This window comes from Planomonospora corallina (genome assembly GCF_042650625.1).
GTDB lineage: Bacteria > Actinomycetota > Actinomycetes > Streptosporangiales > Streptosporangiaceae > Planomonospora_B > Planomonospora_B corallina.
In genome coordinates, this window is sequence record NZ_JBHSBM010000017.1 from 158,545 (window position 1) to 180,869 (window position 22,325).

Sequence of the window (22,325 nt, forward strand, 5' to 3'; positions counted from 1 at the left end):
TGCCCGCGCCGGGCACGGCGGACGGGGCGCCCGGACCGGACGCGCGGCCGGAGCTGTCGGACGCCAAACGCGCCCTGCTCGCCCGGCGGCTCCGCCGCAGGCAGGAGACCCGGGAGATCACCCCCCGGCCGCCCGGCGCGGTCCCGCCGCTCTCCCACGCCCAGGAGCGCCTGTGGTTCCTGGAGCAGTACCAGCCGGGCGGCACCGCCTACACCGTCCCGGCCGTCGTACGGCTGCGCTGCCCGCTCGACGAGGACGCGCTGCGCCGCGCCCTGGCAGGGGTCGCCACCCGCCACGAGGCCCTGCGGATGCGCTTCCCCACCACCGGGGACGGCACGCCCGAACTGGTCGTGGACGAGCCGGGGCCGGTCCCGCTGGACGTCGCCGAGGCGGCGGACCAGGAGGCCGCCCTGGAGTTGGTCGACGCCGCGCTGGCCGTACCGTTCGACCTGGCGCGCGGGCCGCTGCTCCGCGCGCTGCTGGTCAGGATCGCCCCGGACGACCACGTGCTGCTCGTCGCCGCGCACCACGCCGTCGTCGACGGCTGGTCCTTCGACATCGTCTTCCGGGAGCTGCTCGCCCTCCACGACGGCGAGACCCCGCCGCCTCCGCCGGTCGGCTACGGCGACTACGCGATCTGGCAGCGCGGACGCGACCTGAGCCGCGAGATCGGCCACTGGCGCGACCGGCTGGCCGGGCTGCCCGCGCTCGAACTGCCCACCGACCGGCCGCGCCCGGCCGAGCAGGGCCACGACGGCGCCGCGCTGGCCGTCCGGATCGACGCCGATCTCACCCGGCGCCTCACCGAGCTGGGCCGGACCGTGAACGCCACGCCGTACATGACGCTGCTGGCGGCCTTCCAGGTGCTGCTGGCCCGCTACTCGGGGCAGGCGGACTTCGCGGTCGGCTCCCCGGTGGCCGGGCGGAGCCTGCCCGAGCTGGAGGGCGTGGTCGGCATGTTCGTCAACACGCTGGTGCTCCGCGCGGACCTGGACGGCGACCCGCCGTTCGCCGCTTTCCTGGAGCGGGTCCGGGAGACCTCGCTGGACGCGTTCGCCCACGCCGAGCTGCCGTTCGACCGCCTGGTCACCGAGCTGAACGTGGTCCGCGACGTCAGCCGCGCCCCGCTGGCCCAGGTCGCGTTCGCGCTGCAGAACTACGCGGGAGACGAGACCGACCCGCGGGTGACCTACCTGACCCCACCGGTCAGGACCACCCGCCACGACCTGGCGCTGTACCTGTTCGAGACCCCTGACGGGCTGACCGGGCACTTCACCTACAACACCGCGCTGTTCGATCCGGAGACCGTGGAGCTGCTGGCGGCCCGCTTCGAGACGCTGCTCCGCTCCGCCGTCGCGGCCCCGGACACCCCGGTCGGCGAGCTGTCCATGCTCTCGGACGCAGAGCGGGAACTGGTGCTGCGGTTCGGGTCGGCCCCCGGCCCGCGGCCGGCCGGACACCGCCTGCTCGGTGACATCCTGACCGCGCAGGCCGCGCTGACCCCGGACGCGACCGCCGTGGTCTGCGCTCCGGCCGCCGCCCCGGACGGCCCGGGCACCACGGACGGTCCGCACGGTTCGGGGGGCTCGCACGGTTCGGGCGGTTCGCGCGGCTCGCACGGCCGCGTGCCCGCCTCGCTGACCTACGCCGGGCTGGAGCACCGGTCGAGGGCGATCGCCGCGCTGCTGCGCCGCCGGTACGGCGTCGGCCCCGACGTCCGGGTGGGCGTCCTGCTCGACCGGTCCACCGACCTGGCCGCCGCGGTCCTCGGCGTGCTGGCCGCGGGCGGCGCCTACGTCCCGCTCGATCCCAAGCAGCCGCGCGACCGGCTGGCGTACATGCTCGCCGACTCCGGCGCCGTCGCCGTCCTGACCACCTCCGCGCAGAGCGGCCTCGTACCGGACGGCTGCCCCGTGGTCCGCCTGGACGCCGAGGAGCTCGCGGAGACCGCGTTCGACGACCCCGGCACCACTCCCGACCACCTGGCGTACGTGATCTACACCTCCGGCACGACCGGGCGGCCCAAGGGCGTCGGGGTGCAGCACCGGCAGGTGCTGAACTACCTGGCCGGGGTCCGGGAGCGGTTCGCCGTCGCGCCGGGGTCGGTCTTCTCCCTGCTCCAGTCGCTCTCCTTCGACTTCGGCGTGACGGTCTTCTACCTGTCGCTGCTCACCGGGGGCGAGCTGCACCTGCTCGACCCGCAGGCCCCGGTCGAGGAGCTCGCCGGGCCGCTGGGCCGTACCGACTACCTGAAGATGACCCCCTCCCACCTGGCCTCGCTCCTGGCCGGCGGCGACCCTGAGGAACTGCTCCCGCGCAGGCTGCTCATCCTCGGCGGCGAGGCCTCCGCCTGGTCCTGGGCCCGGGAGCTGGCCGGGCACACGGCCGTGGCCAACCACTACGGGCCCACCGAGGCCACCGTCGGCGTGGCCACCCACGCCGTCACCGGCGCCCCCGAGACCGCGCTGAACCTGCCGGTCGGCCGGCCGCTGCCGGGCGTGCGGCTGTACGTGCTGGACGAGCATCTGCGCCCGGTCCCGCCCGGCATGACCGGCGAGATCCATATCGGCGGCGACCGCCTCGCCCGCGGCTACCTCGGGCGGCCCGGCCTGACCGCCGAGCGCTTCCTGCCCGACCCGTACGGCCCGCCCGGCGCCCGCATGTACCGAACCGGCGACCTCGGCCGCTGGCTGCCGACCGGCGAGCTGTGCTTCCTGGGCCGCCGCGACCTGCAGGTCAAGGTCCGGGGCTACCGGGTGGAACTGCCGGAGATCGAGTCGGTCCTCGCCGAGCAGGAGGGAGTCGCGCAGGCCGTCGTGGAGCTGCGCGGCGACCGGCTGGTCGCCTACCTCGTCGGAGAGCGCACGCCGGTCGGCGAACTGCGCGCCCGGCTCGCCGACCGGCTCCCCGAGTACATGGTCCCCGGGCGGTTCGTCTGGCTGGACGAGCTGCCCCTGAAGTCGCACGGCAAGGTCGACCGGGCCCGGCTCCCCGAGCCCGGTGACGAGCGCCCGAACCAGGAGGCCGGCTTCGCGCCGCCCGAGACGGCCCTGGAGGAGGACATCGCGCGGGTGTGGGCCGAGGTCCTCGGGATCACCCGGGTCGGCGTGCTGGACGACTTCTTCGACCTGGGCGGGCACTCGCTGCTCGCCGCGCAGGTGGTCGCCCGGCTGCGGCGGGCCGTCCCCGAGGGCGGGCGCCCGGTCGGCATCCTCGACCTGTTCAAGCACCGCACCGTCCGGGGGCTGGCCCGCTTCGCCGGCGGCACTGCCCCGGACGGGCCGCGCGCGCTGCTGCACCGCCTCACCCCGGCCCGCCCCACCTCCGCCACCCTGGTCTGCGTGCCGTACAACGGCGGCAGCGCCGCCGTCTACCAGCCGCTGGCCGACGCGCTGCCCGAGGACTGGGCGCTGCACGCGGTGGCCGTGCCCGGGCAGGAGCTGGGCCTGGCCGAGGAGGGCCGGCCGGTCGCCGAGGTCGCGGAGGGCTGCGCGCGGGAGATCCTGGCCGGCGTCCGGGGCCCGGTCGTGCTGTACGGCCACTGCGGGCTCGGCGTCATGCTCTCCGTGGAGATCGCCCGCCGCCTGGAGGCCGCCGGACGGCCCGTCGAGGCCGTCTACCTCGGCGGGATCTTCCCCTTCGCCCGTCCCTCCTCCCTGCTGGGCAGGATCGCCGACCTGGCCGACCGGTTCCGCAGCGACCGGGCGTGGGCCAACGCCCTGCGGGCCGCCGGGCTCGACATCGACGAGCTGGACCCCGGCGAGCTCGCACTGATGATCCGCAACCGGCGGGAGGGCACCCGGGAGGCCGAGCGCTACTTCACCCGGCTGCTCGCCGAGGGCGTCGAGCCGCTCCGGGCGCCGATCGTCTCCGTCGTGGGCGAGCGCGACCCGGCCACGGACTTCTACCAGGAGCGCTACCGCGAGTGGCACCTGCTGTCGGACTCCGCCTCACTGGTCGTACTCGACGAGGCGGGGCACTTCTTCCTGAAGTACCGGGCCGCCGAGCTGGCCGGCATCGTCACCGGCGTGCACCGGGCCGTCGTCTCCGGTGGGGCCGGGACGCTGCGCCGTACCGACCGGTCGACCTGGTGGCTGGAGGGCGTCTCCCGGCGCTCCCCGGCCGCCCAGGCCGCCCCGGACGGCGTGGGGGCTCAGGACGGCCCGGGCGTCCCGGACGGCGCCGAGTCCCCGAGCGGCGCCGAGCCCTCGGTGGGACCGGTGTCCCCGGTCGGCTCCGCGCCGCCGGTCGGCTCCGCGCCGCCGGTCGGACCGGCGCCGAGCATGAGGCGCTTCGGAGCGGTGGCCGCCGGGCAGCTCGTCTCGATCGTCGGATCGTCGCTGACCGAGTACGCGGTCCCGCTCTGGATCTACCTCACCACCGGGTCCCTCGTGGACTTCGCGCTCTTCTCGGTCCTGGCACTGCTGCCCGGCATGCTGGTCTCCCCGCTCGCCGGCGCGCTCGTCGACCGCCACGACCGGCGCCGCATCATGCTCGCCGGGGACGTGGGCGCGTTCGGCACGCAGCTGGCCCTCGGCCTGCTGCTGTGGACCGGGAACCTGCAGGTCTGGCACGTCTACCCGCTGCTGGTGGTGCTCTCGGTGGCGCTCGCCTTCCAGCGCCTGGCCTACAACTCCGCGATCCCGCAGCTCGTGCCCAAACGCTTCCTCGGCCACGCCAACGGCGTCGTCCAGATGGTCACCGGCACGGCCCAGCTCGTCGTCCCCCTGGCGGCGGTCGGGCTGATGGCGGCGGTCGGGCTGGAGGGCATCCTCGTCCTGGACGTCGCCTCCTACGTGTTCGCGATCGCGGTCCTGCTCCTGGTCCGCTTCCCGAGGACGATGGCGGCCAGGCGCCGCGAGTCGCTGGCGGCCGAGATGGTCGAGGGGTGGCGGTTCTCCTGGGGCAACCGGTGGTTCCGCGCCATGCTGGTCTTCTTCGTGGTGCTGAACGTCTTCCTGTCCCCGCTGTTCCTGCTCGTCTCGCCGCTCGTGCTGGGGTTCGCCACCCTCGACGACGTGGGCCGCGTCTCGTTCTGCGGCGGTCTCGGCGTGCTCCTCGGCGGTCTGGTGATGACCGTCTGGGGCGGACCGCGCCGCAGGCGGATGCGCGGCGTCCTGCTCGCCACCCTCGCCCTCGCCGCCTTCTGCCTGGTCACCGGTGTGCGGCAGGACCTGCTGGTGATCGCTCTCGGCGCGTTCGGCATGTCGTTCTGGCTGACGGTGCTCAACGGCGTCTACGCCACGATCGTCCAGGTGAAGGTGCCGCAGCGGTTCCACGGCCGGGTCATGGCGCTGAACCAGCTCGTCGCCTGGTCCACCCTGCCGATCGGCTTCGGCCTGGTCGCGCCGTACGGCAGCGCCCTGTTCGAGCCGCTGCTGCTGCCCGGCGGACCGCTGGCCGACGGCGTCGTCGGCGCGGTCCTCGGCACCGGGCAGGGCCGCGGCGTCGGCCTGATGTACGTGCTGTTCGCGGCCGCCATCGCGGTCACCGCGCTGGTCGCGATGCGGAACCGGACCCTGTCGCGGTTCGACGCGGACATGCCGGACGCGCTCCCCGACGACCTGGTCGGTCTCCGGACGGTCCGGGAACGCGTCGGCGATCCGGAACAGGCCGGTACGGCGGGCCGCGGGGGACCGGCCGGTACGGCGAAGCGGGAGGGACCTGCCGCTGAGGAGGTCACCGAGGAGCCCGCCGCGGAGGAGGCCGTGGAGGAGGCCCTCCCGCGGTGGTGAGGCGGCCGCGGAGGGGGCGTCCCCCGGTGGTGGGGGCCCGGGCCCTGCGGCGGGAGGCCCGCCGGGCTCAGGCGCGCAGCCGCAGCCCGCGAGGAGTGGGATGGAACCCGGCCGCCTCCAGGGCCGCGGCCAGCGGGGAGTCGTTGATCGCGGCCCCGTCGGCCCGCTCCACGGTCAGCTTGCCCAGCGCGCCGTCGCGTACGGCCAGCGCCAGCGCGTCGACGGCGGGCCGGAGACGGTCGTCGTCGGCGAACGAGAGCAGCGTCTTGCCGCCGCGCTCGACGTAGAGCACCAGGTGCCCGTCGACCAGCACCACCAGCGCGCCCGCCTTCCGGCCGGGCTTGTGGGCCACGTCGCCCGGGTGGGCGGGCCACGGCAGCGCGGCGCCGTACGGATTGGCCGGGTCGGCCGCGGCCAGCACCACGGCTCGCCGTCCCCCGTCCCCGGCGCCGCCGGGGACGGGGGACGGAGCGGCCGCGCGCATCCGGTCGACGGCGCCCGGCAGCGCGAACTGGGCGCCGCCCAGGCCCTCGACGAAGTAACCGCGCCGGCACCGGCCGCTCTCCTCGAACGCGCGCAGCACCTGGTAGACGGCGGCGAACCCGCCCGGCAGCCGCTCGGCCGCGACCGCGCCCCGGGTCACCACGCCGTGCCGCTCCAGCAGCGCCTCCGCCTGGGCGTGCGCCCGCTGGGTGGCGTCCTGGGCCGGGGCGGGCAGCGTCCACCAGCGCCCGCCCACGGTCGGCGGGCCGCTCCGGGAGGGCAGCACGGCCCGCCTGCGGCGGGTGGACGCCGGGCGGTGCGCGGGCCGCCCGGTGCCGAGCACCGCCCGCAGCGGGGCCAGGGTGTCACCCGTGATCCGTCCCGCCCACACCAGGTCCCAGACCGCGGCCACCAGCGTCCGGTCGTCGAGGACCTCCCCGAGCAGCGTGCCGGCCCGGCCCGTCAGCTCGCGGAAGAACAGCGCGCCCCCGCCGCCCAGGACCTCCATGACCGCCTCGTGCACCGGTGTCATGGTGATCTCCAGCGGTGGCGGCAGCAGCAGCGGGGCGGTGTCGGCGAAGTAGAGGGAGACCCAGCCGTCCCCGCCGGGCAGCGACCCCTGCCCGGCCCAGACCACCTCGCCGGAGGAGGTCAGCTCGTCCAGCAGCGACGGGTCGTAGCCGGGCACCCGGGAGGGCAGCACCAGCGTCTCCAGCGCCGAGGCGGGCACCGCCGCGCCCTGGAGCCGCTCGACGGCGTCCACCAGCGCGTCGACCGGCGGCCTGCCCGGGCGGGCGGCGCCGGTGACCCCGTGCCAGGCGGGGGAGAACGCGGCGAGCGTCTCGGGGGAGACCGGCTCGACCTCCTTGCGGAGCCGCGCCAGCGACCTGCGGCGCAGCAGGCGCAGCACCCCCGCGTCGCACCACTCCTCGCCCCGGCCGCCGGGCCGGAACTCGCCGCTCACCACGCGGCCGGAGGCGGCCAGCCGGCGCAGCGCGCCGGTGACGACGGCCGGGCCCAGGCCGAACCGGGCGGCGGCCGCCGCGGCGGAGAAGGGCGCGCGGGTCCGGGCGTGCCGGGTGAGCAGGTCGCCGAGCGGATCGTCCGCGGGCTCCAGGAACGCGTGCGGCACACCCACCGGGAGCGGCGTGCCGAGCGCGTCGCGCAGCCGGGCGGCGTCCTCGATCGCGGACCACTGCTCCTGCCCGGCGATCCGCACCCGGATCGCCCGACGGGCGGCCTCCAGAGCGTCCAGCCAGGCCGGGTCGCCGCCGCGCAGGCTCACGTCGGCGGGCAGCAGGGGACCGTGGGAGCGGAGCAGGTCGGCCAGATCCTCGGCGTCGCGCAGCGGCCGGTCCAGCCGGGCCAGCTCGCGCTCGGCGTCGGCGATCACGTCCGGGTCGAGCAGCTCGCGCAGGTCGGCCTGGCCCAGCAGCTCGGCCAGCAGGCTCGTGTCCAGCGCGAGCGCCTGGGCGCGCCGTTCGGCCAGCGGGGCGTCCCCCTCGTACATGAACGCGCCGACGTAGTCGAAGAGCAGGGACGCCGCGAACGGCGAGGCCTGGGACGTCTCCACCTCCACCAGCCGGACCCGCCGGGCCGCCACGTCCCGCATGAGGGAGACCAGCTCCGGCACGTCGAACACGTCCTGCAGGCACTCGCGCACCGTCTCCAGCACCACCGGGAAGGAGCCGTAGCGGCCGGCCACCCCCAGCAGGTGGGAGGCCCGCTGGCGCTGCTGCCACAGCGGGGTCCGCCGGCCCGGGACGCGGCGCGGCAGCAGCAGCGAGCGCCCGGCGCACTCGCGGAACCGGGCCGCGAACAGCGCCGAGCCGCCGAGCTCCTCGGTGACGATCCGCTCGATCTCCTCGGGGTCGAAGACCGCCACGTCCGAGGGCGGGTCGGAGAGCGTGTCGGGGATGCGCAGCACGATCCCGTCGTCGGAGTGGACCGCCTGCACGTCGACGCCGTAGCGCTCGCGCAGCCGCCGTCCGATCGCCAGCGCCCACGGGGCGTGCACCCGCGCGCCGTACGGCGAGTGCAGCACGACCCGCCAGTCGCCCAGCTCGTCGTGGAAGCGCTCGACCACCAGCGTGCGGTCGTCCGGCACGTAACCGGTGGCCTCGCGCTGCTCGGCCAGGTAGGCCAGCAGGTTGGCGGCCGCGGAGGCGTCCAGTCCCGCCGCCCGGACCCGGGCCCGCGCGGTCTCGTCGCCGGCCCCGGACAGCTCGCGCAGGAACGCGCCGATCGCCCGGCCCAGCTCGGCGGGGCGGCCCGGGGTGTCGCCGTGCCAGAAGGGCAGCTTGCCCGGCTGCCCGGGCGCGGGGGAGACCAGCACCCGGTCGGCCGTGATGTCCTCGATCCGCCAGGAGGTCGCGCCCAGCACGAACACGTCCCCCGCCCGGGACTCGTAGACCATCTCCTCGTCCAGCTCGCCCACCCGGGAGGCCTTCTCGCCGACGAGGAAGACGCCGTAGAGCCCCCGGTCGGGGATCGTGCCGCCGTTCGTCACCGCCAGCCGCTGGGATCCCGGCCGCCCGCGCAGGACGCCGGTGACCCGGTCCCAGACGACGCGGGGGCGCAGCTCGGCGAACTCCTCGCTCGGGTAGCGCCCGGCGAGCATGTCGAGCGTCGCCTCCAGCGCGCTCCTGGGCAGCGTCCGGTACGGCGCGGCACGGCGGACCACGGTCTCCAGCTCATCGACGGTCCACTCGTCCAGCGCCGTCATCGCGACGATCTGCTGGGCGAGCACGTCGAGCGGGTTGCGGGGGTAACGCAGCTCCTCGATCTCGCCGCGCTTCATCCGCTCGGCCACCACGGCCGTCCGGACGAGGTCGCCGCGGTACTTGGGGAAGATCACGCCTCGGGAGACCGCGCCCACCCGGTGCCCGGCCCGGCCGATGCGCTGCAGGCCGCTGGCCACGCTCGGCGGCGCCTCCACGCAGGCGACCAGGTCGACCGCGCCCATGTCGATGCCGAGCTCCAGGCTGGAGGTCGCGACCACGGCGGGCAGCCGCCCGGACTTCAGGGCCTCCTCGATCTGGGAGCGCTCCTGCTTCGAGACCGAGCCGTGGTGCGCCCGCACGATCTCCGGGAGCGCGCCCCGGGCCGTCCCCGCCTGGGCCATCATCTCGGCCGGCGTGGCGGTCGAGGCGGGCGGCACGGGGAAGCCCTCGGACCAGCGCACCGGCCCGTCCGCGGGCTCGCGGCCGGGGCCGGGGCCGCCTCCAGGGTTGTGCCCGGGTCCGCGGCCGGGTCCGCGGCCGGGTCCGCGGCCGGGGCCGTGCTCAGGACCGTGCTCGGATCCGGGCCCGGGACCGTGCTCCGGGCCGTCGCCGGCCCCGCCCTCCGGGGCGGCCGCTCCGGCGCGCCGCTCGGCGGCCAGCTCGTTGAGGCGGGCGCACAGCCGCTCGGCCAGCCGCCGGGAGTTGGCGAACACGATCGTCGAGTCGTGCGCGCCGATCAGCTCGAGGAGCCGCTCCTCGACGTGCGGCCAGATCGACCGCGCGGGCCGTCGCCGTACCGGCCAGGCGTCGTCGTCGGGGCCGTCCGGGGGCGGGGCGGCGTCGAGCTCGGTCATGTCCTCGACCGGGACGACGACCTCGACCTCGAGGACCTTCTCCGAGGGGGGCTGGACCACGGTCGCGGGGCGGGGGCCGCCGAGGAACTCGGCCACCTCGCTCACCGGCCGCACGGTCGCCGACAGGCCGATGCGCTGCGCGGGCCGGGGGAGCAGCGCGTCGAGCCGCTCCAGGCTGAGCGCCAGGTGCGCGCCGCGCTTGGTCGCGGCGACCGCGTGCACCTCGTCGACGATGACGGTCTCCACGCCGCGCAGCGCCTCCCGGGCCTGACCGGTGAGCAGCAGGAACAGCGACTCGGGAGTGGTGATGAGGATGTCGGACGGCCGGGCGGCGAACCTGCGCCGCTCCTCGGCGGAGGTGTCGCCGGAACGGACCGCCACCGAGATGTCCGGCACGGGCAGGCCGAGCCGCCGGGCGGTCTGCTTCAGCCCGGCCAGCGGCGCCCGCAGGTTGCGCTCGACGTCCACGGCCAGGGCCTTGAGCGGCGAGACGTAGAGCACCCGGCACCGCCGGGGGGCGTCGCCCGTGTCCCGGGAACGCCCCCGGCCGCGCGCGGCGGCCCTCCCCGGGGCGGAGGCACCGGTCTCCGCCGCCGGCCGAGGGCCGCCGGCCGCCGGCCGCTCGGCGGCCAGCCGGTCGAGCGACCACAGGAAGGCGGCCAGGGTCTTGCCGGACCCGGTCGGCGCGACCACCAGGGTGTTGTCGCCCCGGGCGATCGCCTCCCAGGCGCCCTCCTGGGCCGCGGTCGGCGCGGCGAAGGCCCCGGAGAACCACTCCCTGGCCACCGGCGTGAAATGGGCGAGCGCTGATCCGGTCACCGTTCCATAGTGCCCCGCGCCACCGACAGAACCGGAGCCCTCCTGCGACCGCGGGAGGACGGTCCCCGCCTCGGCGGCGAATCCGCCCGGTAGCGGCGAATCCGCCCGGTATGGCGTGGAGCGGCTCCGGAGCCGCTGCGGAGCCGCTCCGGGGTGGCGGCGGCGTGACGGTGGCGTTACGGTCCGGAAAGGTTGAGTCACTCCCGGCACGGAGAGATAGCTCAGACACAGCGCGCCCACGGCCCCGCGAGGACCGGGCGGGCGACCGGCACACTGGACGATGGGTTGGCGATGAGCATCGACTATCCGGCCATCGAGACGGCACGCGAGCGGATCAGGGCGGCGCGCCTGCGGGGGCACCGCCCGCCCAGCAGCGGCAGAGGACTGCACCACTCCGCTCTGATCTGCTCCGACGCCGAGCGGACGATCGCCTTCTACCAGGACCTCCTGGAGTTCCCCCTCACGGAGATCCTCGAGAACCGCGACCACCGGGGGTCCAACCACTTCTTCTTCGACGTCGGCAACGGCAACCTGCTGGCCTTCTTCGACTTCCCCGGCCTGGACCTCGAGCCCTACGCCGAGGTCCTCGGCGGGCTCCACCACATCGCGATCTCCGTCGACCCGGTGACCTGGGAGAGGCTGCGCGGGAGGCTGGAGGCGGCGGGCGTGCCGCACCGGATCGAGAGCGGCGCCTCGATCTGCTTCAGGGACCCCGACGGGACCCGCCTGGAGCTGCTGGCCGACCCGCTGGGCGAGATGTACGGCTCCAGCGTCCTGTGACGACGGGGGCCTTCGCGCCCGGCGGCCCCCATACTGGGAGCATGCGCCTGTCGGATTTCTGGAAGCGGATGAGGCAGCACTTCGGTGACGCCTACGCCGAGTCGTGGGCCCGCGACTACGTCATCGCGGAGCTGGACGGCCGGACCGTGGACCAGGCGCTGGCCGACGGTGTCGCGGCCAAGGACGTCTGGCACGCGGTGTGCAGGGTGGCGGACGTCGAGGCCCGTCTGAGATAACCGGGCGCCGGGCCCGGGGCGGGGACGACGGGCCGGGGCCGGGGTCAGGGGTCCGGGTCCTCCCCGAGTGACTTGCCGATCAGCTCGGCCGCGTGCGCCGGGTCGCCGGCGTTCTCCTGACCGCTCGGGGACCACAGGAGGAGCCAGCCGTCCTGGGCGGGGGTGGCGAAGACGATCGTCTGCTTCCCGCTGCCGGGATGCCGGACCCACAGCACCGGGTCGGCGCCGCCGAGCATCCTGCCGACCAGCCCCCGCCCGAGCAGCTCCGCGGCCAGTGACTCGAGGTGGGCCAGGCGCTGCCGGCTGAAGGTGTCGGTCACGCTGGGAGCCCCCTCGGGTCTGTTCGGCTCCAGGATTCCCCCAGCTCAGGCGGGGTTACAACAGGTTTGGCGGAATGCCCGGGAATGTCGCCGCCGGGAGAGGGCGGGCGGGTCGGCGGGGCCCGCGCGGCGGTGGGGCACGTGATGTGATTGAGGAACGATCGAACAGTCGTTCGGCTATATTGGACGGGTCAGCCCTAGTGGCGTGCTCTCCGGAAAATGTCGGTGGCACCCCGTAGCTTTCTGGCAACACCGATTCGAACCGCAACCCTCCCAGGGGGCTCCCAGTGGCAGCTAACGACCGCGAGAAGGCGCTCGAGACCGCGCTCGCTCAGATCGAGCGGCAGTTCGGCAAGGGCTCCGTCATGCGTCTCGGCGACGAGACCCGCGCACCCATCGAAGTGATCCCGACCGGATCCATCGCGCTCGACGTCGCGCTCGGCATCGGCGGGTTCCCGCGCGGGCGCATCGTCGAGATCTACGGCCCGGAGTCCTCCGGTAAGACCACCGTCGCGCTGCACGCGGTGGCCAACGCCCAGCGCCAGGGCGGCATCGCGGCGTTCATCGACGCCGAGCACGCCCTCGACCCGGAGTACGCCAAGAAGCTGGGCGTCGACACCGACGCGCTGCTCGTCTCCCAGCCCGACACCGGTGAGCAGGCGCTGGAGATCGCCGACATGCTGATCCGATCCGGCGCCATCGACCTGCTGGTCATCGACTCGGTCGCGGCGCTGGTGCCGAAGGCCGAGATCGAGGGCGAGATGGGCGACAGCCACGTCGGTCTCCAGGCCCGCCTGATGTCGCAGGCGCTGCGCAAGGTCGCAGGCGCGCTCAACAGCACCGGCACCACCGCGATCTTCATCAACCAGCTCCGCGAGAAGATCGGCGTCATGTTCGGCTCTCCGGAGACCACGACCGGTGGTAAGGCGCTGAAGTTCTACGCCTCGGTCCGCCTCGACGTCCGCCGCATCGAGACGCTGAAGGACGGCACCGAGGCGGTCGGCAACCGCACCCGGGTGAAGGTCGTCAAGAACAAGATGGCACCGCCCTTCCGGGTCGCCGACTTCGACATCCTGTACGGCGTCGGCATCTCCCGCGAGGGCGGCCTGATCGACATGGGCGTCGAGCACGGCTTCGTCCGCAAGTCCGGCGCCTGGTACACCTACGAGGGCGAGCAGCTCGGCCAGGGCAAGGAGAACGCCCGCAACTTCCTGCGGAACCACCCCGACACGGCCAACGAGATCGAGAAGAAGATCAAGGAGAAGCTCGGCGTCGGCCCGCGGGTGGACGCCCCCGCCGCTCCGCCGGCCGCTCCGGCCGCTCCCGCCGCCGCGGCCGCACCTTCCGGCCGCGGTGCGAAGGCGGCCGCCGCCAAGGCCGCCGGCGCCTGACGCGGCGGGCTGATCCACGGTGACGGGACGTGACTCCGGTCCGGTCGGTGAGACCGGACCGCGGGACTGGGGCGCCTGGCCCGACCTGCCGCCCGACCCGCCGGAGCCCGCTTCTCCCGGCCCGGTCCCTCCCGCCCCAGGCTCCGCTGATCACGGTTCTTCCGGGACGGGGCGCCGGGGCGGTAGGCCGCGCCGCCCGCGTCGGAGCCGGGCGGAGCCGGAGGCGCCTGCTGACGCCTGGACGGCCTTCACCGCCGGGGCGGAGCCGTCCGCGTACGACGTGACCGGGCACGGGCCCGCCGAGGAGGGCGGCACCGGGTACGGCTCCGCCGTGGAGGACGGCGGCGGGCCGCGAGGCCGGGCCCGCCGCGGTGGTCGTGGTGGCGGCGGCGCCCGGAGCGGTGCCCGCGGGAGCCGGGGGAGAGACTCCCGGAGCGGCTCGGGAGGCTTCCTCCCCGACGGGCCGGTCGAGGGGTCCCCGGCCGCTCAGGGGCCCGGCGCCGACCCGGAGGCGGTGGCGCGGGCGATCTGCCTGCGCCTGCTGACCGTGGGGCCGCGCACCCGGGCGCAGCTCGCGGAGGCCCTGCGCAAGCGGGACGTGCCCCAGGACGCGGCCGAGGCCGTGCTCGAACGCTTCTCCGAGGTCGGGCTCATCGACGACGAGGCGTTCGCGGCCGCGTGGGTGAGTTCGCGGCACGCCGGGCGGGGGCTGTCCCGCCGCGCGCTGGCCTCGGAGCTCCGGCACCGCGGCGTGGACGAGGACACCGTCAAGGAGGCGGTCGAGCAGCTCGACCCCGAGCAGGAGGTGGAGACCGCCCGCCGCCTCGTGGAACGCAAGCTCCGCTCGACCCGCGGCCTCGACCCCGCGGCCCGGACCCGGCGGCTCGCCGGCATGCTCGCCCGCAAGGGGTACGGCCCCGGCCTGGCCTTCCGGGTGATCCGTGAGGCTCTGGAGAACGAAGGGGCGCAGGATCCCTTCACCGCGGTGGATCCGGATCATCCGTTCGGCTGACGGGAACACGCAGGACGCACGACCTTTGCTTGCCCGTTACCTCATCGACGCTTAATCTCGACTCCAGTGAGGAGTTACTCCGCGCAGTGCGGATTGTCATAACGGTGAACTACGGACGAGCGAGCTTGACGGCGCGGGCGGGTGAGCTGCCGGTGAGAGCCGGCGCGCTGCCGGTCCTGAATTGACACCTGTCCTGGTGGCTGTACCGCTTGGACTTTCCGTGCCGTGCGTGTGACCCCTCGTGTGCTCGGTGATGGCAAGGCGAGGAGGGCGGGGCGCGCATGGAGCCGGTTGTGGTCGTCGTGTTGGCCGGGGCACTCGTGGTTCTTGCCGGGGCGACGATAGCCGTGCTGGTCCTGCTGCTGCGCCGTACCGCGCTCCCGGTGGCCGCGCCGGGCGGACCCTCCCCCGAGCAACTGGCCGAGGTCCACGCCGAGCTGGAGGAGGTCAGGCGCGAGGCGGCCGAGCTGCGCAGCCGGGCCGAGCGGGAGGCCGGGGAGATCCTGCGCCGTTCCGAGACCGCCGCGGAGATCGCCGCCGAGAGCGCCTCCCAGATGCGCAGGGAGGTCGAGGCCGAGGCCAAGGTGCTCAAGTACGAGCTCAAGGAGCTCCGTGCGGACCTGGAGCGCAGGGAGGGCCGGCTGGCCGAGCGGGAGCAGCGGCTCGACGAGGAGGCGAGGCGGCAGGCCGAGCGGGCCCGCCAGCTCGCCGAGACCGAGACCGAGCTGGCCGACCGCCGCGCCGACCTCGACAGGCTCGATGAGGAGCGCAGGGCCATCCTGGAGCGCGCGGCCGGGATGACCAGCGCCCAGGCCAAGGCCGAGCTGGTCAGGGAGATCGAGAACCAGGCCAAGCGCGAGGCCTCGCTGATCGTCCGGGAGATCGAGAGCGAGGCGCGCCGGGAGGGCGAGAAGCGCGCCACCAAGATCGTGACCCTGGCGGTCCAGCGTGTCGCCACCGAGCAGACCGCCGAGTCCGTCGTCAGCGTGCTGCACCTGCCGGGCGACGAGATGAAGGGCCGCATCATCGGCCGTGAGGGCCGCAACATCCGCGCGTTCGAGTCGACCACCGGCGTCAACCTCATCATCGACGACACACCCGAAGCGGTGCTCCTGTCCTGCTTCGACCCTGTCCGCCGGGAGATCGCCCGGCTGACGCTGGAGAAGCTCGTCCTGGACGGGCGCATCCACCCCCAGCGCATCGAGGACGCCTACGAGCGCAGCAAGGCGGAGGTGCAGGAGCTGTGCGTGCGCGCCGGCGAGGACGCGCTGGTGGAGCTCGGCATCACCGACATGCATCCCGAGCTGGTCGCCCTCCTCGGCCAGCTGCGCTACCGCACCTCCTACGGGCAGAACGTCCTGGGCCACCTCGTGGAGTCCGCGCACATCGCCGGGATCATGGCGGCGGAGCTCAAGCTCGACCAGACGCTGCTCAAGCGCTGCACGCTCCTGCACGACATCGGCAAGGCCCTCACCCACGAGGTCGAGGGCAGCCACGCGCTGATCGGCGCGGAGATCGCCCGCCGGTACGGCGAGAACGAGGACGTCGTGCACGCGATCGAGGCGCACCACAACGAGGTCGAGGTGCGCACGGTGGAGGCGGTTCTGACCCAGGCGGCCGACGCGATCAGCGGCGGCCGTCCGGGGGCGCGCCGCGAGTCGCTGGAGGCCTACGTCAAGCGGCTGGAGCGGCTGGAGGAGATCGCCCAGTCCTACGAGGGCGTGGAGAAGGTCTTCGCGATGCAGGCCGGCCGCGAGATCCGCGTCATGGTGAAGCCCGACGCGGTCGACGACATCCAGGCCTCGGTCATCGCCCGCGACGTGGCCAAGCAGATCGAGGAGGAGCTCACCTACCCCGGGCAGATCCGCATCACCGTGGTCCGCGAGTCCCGCGCCACCGAGTTCGCCCGGTAGGACCGCCGCTTTCCCGGACGGCCCGGCGGACCCCAGGAGGGACCCGCCGGGCCGCCGGCTCCGCCCGCTACTTCCGGTTGCGTATCGGCATGTCGCGGATGATCGACCAGGTCAGCGCGAGGCCGAGCACGAAGGTGGCGGCGCCGACGCCGAGCGCCAGTCCCAGGGAGTGGGGCAGGTCGAGGGCGAGCCGGTCGCCGATGAACGGCAGGCCGAGGTGGTCGGTGCCGACGGCGCCCTCGTTGAGCAGCAGCAGGCCGATGCCGACCGGGATCAGCAGCAGCCCGCCGCCCTCCCACCGGTAGAAGCCCGCCCCGATGAAGGTGCCCGAGACGATCCAGGTGACGAACTCCAGGAGATATTCGGCGAATACGAGCGGCACCTGCGTCGGCTCGGTGAACAGGTGGACCTTGTCGAGGATCTGCGGCCGGTCGGCCAGCCCGTAGACCAGCGTCTCCAGCAGATAGCCGAGCGTGATCAGGGCGGACAGGAACGGTGCGAACAAGGCGACGGTGACGGCGGCCTGGGCGCCGAACTGGCGGCGGGTCTGCCCGTGCGCGACGTACATCGGCAGATACTCCCGGACCAGGGCCACCCCGACGAACAGGGCGTACCACCGGGGCAGCTGGACGGCGGCCTCCCAGGCGCTCCGGCTGAGCGTGCCGAAGAGCGCGACACCGGCCGCGATCACGGCGACGACCACGACGTAGCCGGCGAACAGCAGCAGGGCGAAGTAGGCGTTGGCGGCGAAGAGCCGGGTGGGGAATCTCATCGGGTCTCTCCGGTGCGGAGTTCTGCGGCGGGGGATTCTTCTCCGGTGCCGGAGGCCCCGGGTGCTCCGGGTGCTCCGGGTGCTCCGGGCCCTCCGGTCAGGTGGACGAACAGGTCCTGCATGGCGATCGGCCCGAGGTCGAGTCCCGCCGCGGCCGCCTGCGCGCGCCGGGCGTCGTCGAGGTCGCCGTAGACCATCGCCGACGCGGTCGGGCCGAGCCGCCTGGTGCCGAGCACCTTCAGCCCGGCGGTGAAGGCCTCGACCTGCGCGACGGGTCCGGTCACGGCCGTGCCCCGGGCCAGCAGGGTCTGGCTCTCCTCGTGCGCGACCAGCCGCCCCCTGTCGATGATCACGACCTCCTCGAAGAGCGAGCTGACCTCCTCGATGAGGTGCGTGGAGAGGATGATCGTGCGGGGGTGCGCCATGTAGTCGGCGAGCAGCGCGTCGTAGAAGGCCTGGCGGGAGGGGGCGTCCATGCCCAGGTACGACTCGTCGAACATGGTCAGCGGCGCCCGGCCGGCCAGGCCGATCACCACGCCCAGCGCCGAGCGCTGCCCCTTGGACATCTCCTTGACGTTCTTCTTCGGGTCGATCCCGAACAGGTCCAGCAGTGAGCGGGCGTAGTCGCCGTCCCAGTCCGGGCGGAGCCACTCGGCGAAGAAGATCGCGTCCTCGGCGTTGCCGATGTCGAGGGTCTCGCCGGTGTCGCGGATCAGGCTGATCCGGGAGGTGACGGCGCCGTTCTCGAACACGGGCCGTCCGTCGATCCGCACGCCGCCCGAGGTCTGCCGGCGGAAGGCCGCCAGGATCGAGAGCAGGCTCGTCTTGCCCGAGCCGTTCCGGCCGAGCAGCCCGTAGATCTTCCCGGCCTCCAGGTTCAGCGTCAGCCCGTCGAGCGCCGTGACGTCGCCGTAGCGCAGGACCAGGTCCTCGGTCTCGATCCTCATCGCCCCTCCAGTTCCCTGATGCGCTCGATCACGTCCTCCAGCGGGATCCCGACGGCTCTGGCCTCGGCGACCATCGGATCGACCCTGTCGGTGAAGAAGCTCTTCCTGCGCTCGGCCCGGGGCATGTCCCGGGCGTCCGGGCTGACGAACATGCCGATACCTCGTTTCTTGTAGAGGACGCCTTCCTCGACCAGTTGCTGGAACGCCTTGGCCGCCGTCGCCGGGTTGATCCGGTAGAAGGCGGCGTACTGGTTGGTGGACATGACCTGCTCGTCGCCCTTCAGCGCCTCGCTCAGCACGTCCGCCTTGATGCGTTCGGCGATCTGCCGGTAGATGGGGCTCCGGTCGTCGAACATGACCTCCCACTTCTATGGTTCGTTACTCTAGTAATGAACCATAGAAGGTGTGGGGGTGCCCGTCAACACGACATGGGGGAGCCGGACTCTCCCGGTCGTCCTCCTCCGGCCGGGCGGGGGCAGGCCGGTGTCCGGCCGGGCACGGAGCACGGGGGCGTGGGCGGGCACAGAGCACAGGGGCGCGGCCGGGCACAGAGCACAGGGGCGCGGGCGCCCGGCCGACCGGGGCGTCGGGCGCCGGACCGGTGGACACCGGACCGGTGGATGCCGGGCCGGTGGGCGCCGGGTGTCAGGCGGAGAAGATCTGCTGGTAGAAGGCCAGCTCGGTGGCGAGCGCCGTGCTGCGGGTCTCGGCGCGGCGGAAGCCGTGGGACTCGCCCTCGAAGGTCAGGTAGGTGCAGGGCACACCGCGCTCGGCGAGGGCGTCGGCGAACGTCTGCGACTGGGCCGGCGGCACCACCGGGTCGGCCAGGCCCTGCAGCAGGAGCATCGGGCACCGCACCCCGGCGGCCTGGCCGAGCGGCTCGCGGGAGCCGTACAGCGCGGGGTTGGCCGGGCCGACCAGCCACTCCACATAGCTGGACTCGAAGTCATGGGTCGTCTCGACGAACGGTCCGAGGGCGCTCACCCCGTAGTAGGAGACGCCCCCGGCGAACACGCCGGAGCGCGCGCAGGCCGCCATGACGGTCCAGCCGCCCGCGCTCCCGCCCCGGATCGCGATCCGCGCCGGGTCGGCCAGTCCCTCGGCGGCCAGCCACTCCGCGGCGGAGATCACGTCCTCCACGTCGACGACCCCCCACTGGCCGCGCAGCCGCTCACGGTAGGCCCGGCCGTAGCCGGTGGAGCCGCCGTAGTTGACGTCGATGACACCGATGCCGCGGCTGGTGAAGAACGCCTTCTCCAGATCGAGCGCGGTCGTGCTGCACCCGGTGGGGCCGCCGTGCGCGAACACCACGTACGGCGGAGCGCCCTGGCCGCGGGCCTCGGGGTTGGACGGCGGGTAGAGGTGGGCGTGCACGCGGCGGCCGAACCGCCCCTCGATCTCCACGGTGCGCACCGCCGGCAGGTAGGCGATGTCGGGAAGCTCGTCGACGTCGCGCCGGAGCGCCTCCACCCGCCCGGTCACGGCGTCCACCCGGACGACCGAGCGGGGCACCGCCGGGCCGTACCCGATCCCGGCGAGCGTGTGCCCGTCGACGGACAGGGCGGGCAGCCAGCCGTCGTAGGGCAGGTCCAGGTCGGTGAGCGTCCCCCTGTCCGGGTCGAGCACGCCCAGCCGCAGGTCCCCCTGCCCGTGCAGGACCGCCAGCCGCCCGTCGTCCAGCACGGCGTACGGCGAGCCGCCCAGTTGCCAGAGCGGCCCGGCGAACTCCTCCTCGGCCGGGTGGAGCGCCTGCGGGGAGGTGCCGTAGACGCCGACCTGGTAGAGGTTCCACCAGCCCGACCAGTCGGAGACCAGGTAGAGGTGCCGGTCGTCGCGCCACTGCGGGGCGAGCACGGACTCGGACGGGCCGCCCTTGACGGTCCAGGAGGCGCCGTCGGCCAGCCGGGTGATCCGCAGCTCGGTGCCGTTCCACGGCATCAGCGGGTGGTTCCAGCAGATGTAGGCCAGGTGCTCGCCGTCGGGGGACAGGACGGGGAAGGCGTAGAAGTCGCTCCCGGAGACCCGCTCACGGGGCTCGGCGCCGCCGTGCAGGGGGACGGAGACGATCGAGCGGCTGACCTTGCCGCCGCCCCCGCCACCCTCGAGGCCGTCGCCGTCGTCGTGGTGGCGCTCCTGGACGCACCACACCTGCCCGTCGCGGACGGTCAGGTCGGCGTAGCGGAGCCCGGCCTCCCGCTCCGGCTCCGGGGTGAGCGGCCGGGGCTCGGCGCCGGGCGTCAGCAGGTAGAGCCGCTGGTCGGCCTGGTGGGCGAAGACGACGCTCCTGACGGGCCCCTCGCCGGGGACCACCGCGTAGGACCGCCCGCCGTACTCGTGGACGCGGCTGCGGGCGCTCCACGGCGCGGGGAGCAGCTCGCGCCGGGCGCCGTCGGCGCTCCGGTGCATGATCGTGGTGCGCCCGCCCTCGGCGGGGCGGTCCTCGGTCCACCACACCTCGTCCCCGAGCACGGTGGGGAAGGCCAGGTGCAGCCCCGACCGGGCGACGTCCGAGGTGGAGATGGGGGAGGGCCAGGCGGCGTACGGCAGGACATCACGCTCTGCGGGCATGTTGTAATCCTGCCCGATAACACGGCGCGTGTCGCCGGTATGACGTTCAGGCGTTGCCCGGGACCGGGGGACGCGGACGGGATCCGGAACCGGGGGACCCGGACGGGTCCGGATCCGGGCAGGTCGCGGGCCGGGCGGGCGGGAGCGGCGGACGGGGAGGGCGGGTGCGCCGCCCTCCCCGCGGGCCGGGTCAGTCCATCGCGGCGACGCCGCCCCCGGTCGTCCCGGCCGCCCCGGGCGGGGCGATCGGAGCCGCGGCGCTCTTGCGGCTGCGCCGGCTGCGCTTCTCCAGCCACGTCGCCAGTGCGCTCAGCAGCAGGTTGAGGCCGACGTAGATGATCCCGATGACGATCGCCGCCGGGATGAGCGAGCCGAAGAAGACCGCGGGCAGGATCTTGAAGCCCGTGTTGAGCAGGTCGACGTAGGCGATGATGTAGCCCAGCGCGGTGTCCTTGAGCAGCACGACGAGCTGGCTCACGATCGCGGGCATCATCGCGGTCACCGCCTGCGGCAGCAGGATCATCCGCATGACCTGGTTCTTGCGCATGCCGATGGCGTAGGCCGCCTCGGCCTGCCCCCGCGGCACGGCCTGCACGCCCGACCTGACCACCTCGGCCAGCACCGACCCGTTGTAGAGGGTCAGGCCGGCGACCACCGCCATGAAGGCGTAGTCGGCGCCGCCCAGGACGGTGGGCGCGAGATAGAAGATGAAGAAGATCAGCAGCAGCAGCGGGATGGCCCGGAAGACCTCCACGACCGCGCCGGCGGGGATCCTGATCCAGGCGTGGTCGGACAGGCGGGCCAGGCCGAACACGGCGCCGAAGACGAGCGCGAGCACCGCGGCCAGGCCCGCCGCCTCCAGCGTGCCGAGCAGGCCCGGGAAGATGTGCGTCTCCCAGGTGCCCCAGCGCAGGAAGGGCTCCCAGATCCGGCCCTCCCACTGGCCCTTCTCGTCGAACTTGGCGTAGACGAAGTACATCAGGCCGGTGATCGCGGCCAGGGCGGCGACCGTGTAGACGGCGTTGCGCACCCGGGCGCGCGGGCCCGGCGCGTCGAAGAGGACGGAGGCGCTGCTCATCGGGCCACCGCCAGTCTCCGGCTCAGCCAGCCGGTGAAGAAGCCGATCGGCAGGATCACGACCATGAACGCCGCCGCGATGCCGAGGAAGATGGGGATCGACGCGCCCGTGTCGTCGAAGGTGTCCTTCATGACGAACGCCGACTCGGCGAGGTAGCCGCCCGCGACCGCCACCGTGGTGTTCTTGATCATCGCGATGATCACGCTGCCGAGCGGGGCGACCACCGTGCGGAACGCCTGCGGGAGGATGATCATCCGCAGGGACTGCAGGAAGGTGAGCCCGATGGCGCGCGCCGCCTCGGCCTGCCCGAGCGGCACCGTGTTGATGCCCGCGCGCAGCGCCTCGCAGACGAAGGCCGCGGTGTAGACCGACAGGCCGATCACGACCAGCCAGAACGAGTTGGTGCGCGGCGTCTCGGAGATGGTCAGGCCGAGGGTGTCGCTGAGCCCGAGCGCGGAGAACGCCAGCACGAGGGTGAGCGGGGTGTTCCGCACGATGTTGACGTAGAGGGTCCCGGCCGTGCGCAGGACCGGCGTCGGCGCCACGCGCATCGACACCAGGACCGTGCCGAGGATGAGGGAGAGCACGGCGCACATCGCCGCGAGCTTCATGTTCTCCAGGAAGCCCAGGGCGAGGTCCGGCGCGTACTTGATCAGGTCATTCAATGGTGCTCCACAGCGAAGACGGCGGGGGG

At 74.1% G+C, this 22,325-nt stretch carries 14 protein-coding genes; 6 read left to right on the forward strand and 8 right to left on the reverse strand.

What is annotated here, in order from left to right; genetic code table 11:
• The coding region (locus tag ACFOWE_RS13895; RefSeq protein ID WP_377287709.1) for a non-ribosomal peptide synthetase/MFS transporter at positions 1-5,735 on the forward strand (5,735 nt) is incomplete at its 5' end.
• A gap of 67 nt (positions 5,736-5,802) precedes the next feature.
• Here the strand turns inward: ACFOWE_RS13895 and ACFOWE_RS13900 are convergent.
• Positions 5,803-10,614 (reverse strand): Lhr family helicase, encoded by a 4,812-nt coding sequence (locus ACFOWE_RS13900; RefSeq protein ID WP_377287710.1) that lies wholly within the window; start codon positions 10,612-10,614, stop codon positions 5,803-5,805.
• 291 nt (positions 10,615-10,905) lie between these two features.
• On the opposite strand from ACFOWE_RS13900, the gene ACFOWE_RS13905 reads away from it, so the two are divergent.
• A complete protein-coding gene (locus ACFOWE_RS13905; protein WP_377287711.1) occupies positions 10,906-11,394 on the forward strand; it encodes a VOC family protein in 489 nt (162 codons plus the stop codon).
• Between the two features lie 41 nt (positions 11,395-11,435).
• A complete protein-coding gene (locus tag ACFOWE_RS13910; RefSeq protein ID WP_377287712.1) occupies positions 11,436-11,630 on the forward strand; it encodes a DUF3046 domain-containing protein in 195 nt (64 codons plus the stop codon).
• 44 nt (positions 11,631-11,674) lie between these two features.
• Here ACFOWE_RS13910 and ACFOWE_RS13915 read toward each other — a convergent pair whose 3' ends face one another.
• Positions 11,675-11,950 carry a hypothetical protein gene (locus ACFOWE_RS13915; RefSeq protein ID WP_377287713.1) on the reverse strand — a complete coding sequence of 92 codons (276 nt, stop codon included), beginning with the start codon at positions 11,948-11,950 and terminating at the stop codon, positions 11,675-11,677.
• 287 nt (positions 11,951-12,237) lie between these two features.
• On the opposite strand from ACFOWE_RS13915, the gene recA reads away from it, so the two are divergent.
• From recA to rny, 3 genes are all read left to right on the forward strand, one after another.
• Positions 12,238-13,341 carry a recombinase RecA gene (recA, locus tag ACFOWE_RS13920; RefSeq protein WP_377287714.1) on the forward strand — a complete coding sequence of 368 codons (1,104 nt, stop codon included), beginning with the start codon at positions 12,238-12,240 and terminating at the stop codon, positions 13,339-13,341.
• A 280-nt stretch (positions 13,342-13,621) separates the two neighbouring features.
• Entirely contained in the window at positions 13,622-14,353 is a 732-nt protein-coding gene (gene recX / locus ACFOWE_RS13925) for a recombination regulator RecX (protein WP_377287715.1), read from the forward strand.
• Between the two features lie 281 nt (positions 14,354-14,634).
• Positions 14,635-16,266: a ribonuclease Y gene (gene rny / locus ACFOWE_RS13930; protein WP_377287716.1), complete on the forward strand. Its 1,632-nt coding sequence runs from the start codon at positions 14,635-14,637 to the stop codon at positions 16,264-16,266.
• Between the two features lie 67 nt (positions 16,267-16,333).
• On the opposite strand, the gene ACFOWE_RS13935 is transcribed toward rny, so the two are convergent.
• The 6 genes from ACFOWE_RS13935 to ACFOWE_RS13960 all read right to left on the reverse strand — a co-directional run bounded on the left by ACFOWE_RS13935 (position 16,334) and on the right by ACFOWE_RS13960 (position 22,296).
• Positions 16,334-17,038: a hypothetical protein gene (locus ACFOWE_RS13935; protein ID WP_377287717.1), complete on the reverse strand. Its 705-nt coding sequence runs from the start codon at positions 17,036-17,038 to the stop codon at positions 16,334-16,336.
• Complete coding sequence (locus tag ACFOWE_RS13940; protein ID WP_377287718.1) at positions 17,035-17,985, reverse strand: ATP-binding cassette domain-containing protein; 951 nt, start codon at positions 17,983-17,985, stop codon at positions 17,035-17,037. Before ACFOWE_RS13940 ends, ACFOWE_RS13935 begins: the two co-directional genes overlap by 4 nt.
• Positions 17,982-18,341, reverse strand: coding sequence for a GntR family transcriptional regulator (locus tag ACFOWE_RS13945; RefSeq protein WP_377287719.1), 360 nt, complete (start codon positions 18,339-18,341; stop codon positions 17,982-17,984). Before ACFOWE_RS13945 ends, ACFOWE_RS13940 begins: the two co-directional genes overlap by 4 nt.
• A gap of 289 nt (positions 18,342-18,630) precedes the next feature.
• Positions 18,631-20,553 (reverse strand): S9 family peptidase, encoded by a 1,923-nt coding sequence (locus ACFOWE_RS13950; RefSeq protein WP_377287720.1) that lies wholly within the window; start codon positions 20,551-20,553, stop codon positions 18,631-18,633.
• Between the two features lie 190 nt (positions 20,554-20,743).
• Positions 20,744-21,631: an amino acid ABC transporter permease gene (locus ACFOWE_RS13955; protein WP_377287721.1), complete on the reverse strand. Its 888-nt coding sequence runs from the start codon at positions 21,629-21,631 to the stop codon at positions 20,744-20,746.
• On the reverse strand, positions 21,628-22,296 hold the full coding sequence (locus ACFOWE_RS13960) for an amino acid ABC transporter permease (protein ID WP_377287722.1): 669 nt from the start codon (positions 22,294-22,296) through the stop codon (positions 21,628-21,630). The genes ACFOWE_RS13955 and ACFOWE_RS13960 overlap by 4 nt, the downstream gene beginning before the upstream one ends.
• Positions 22,297-22,325 lie beyond the last annotated feature (29 nt).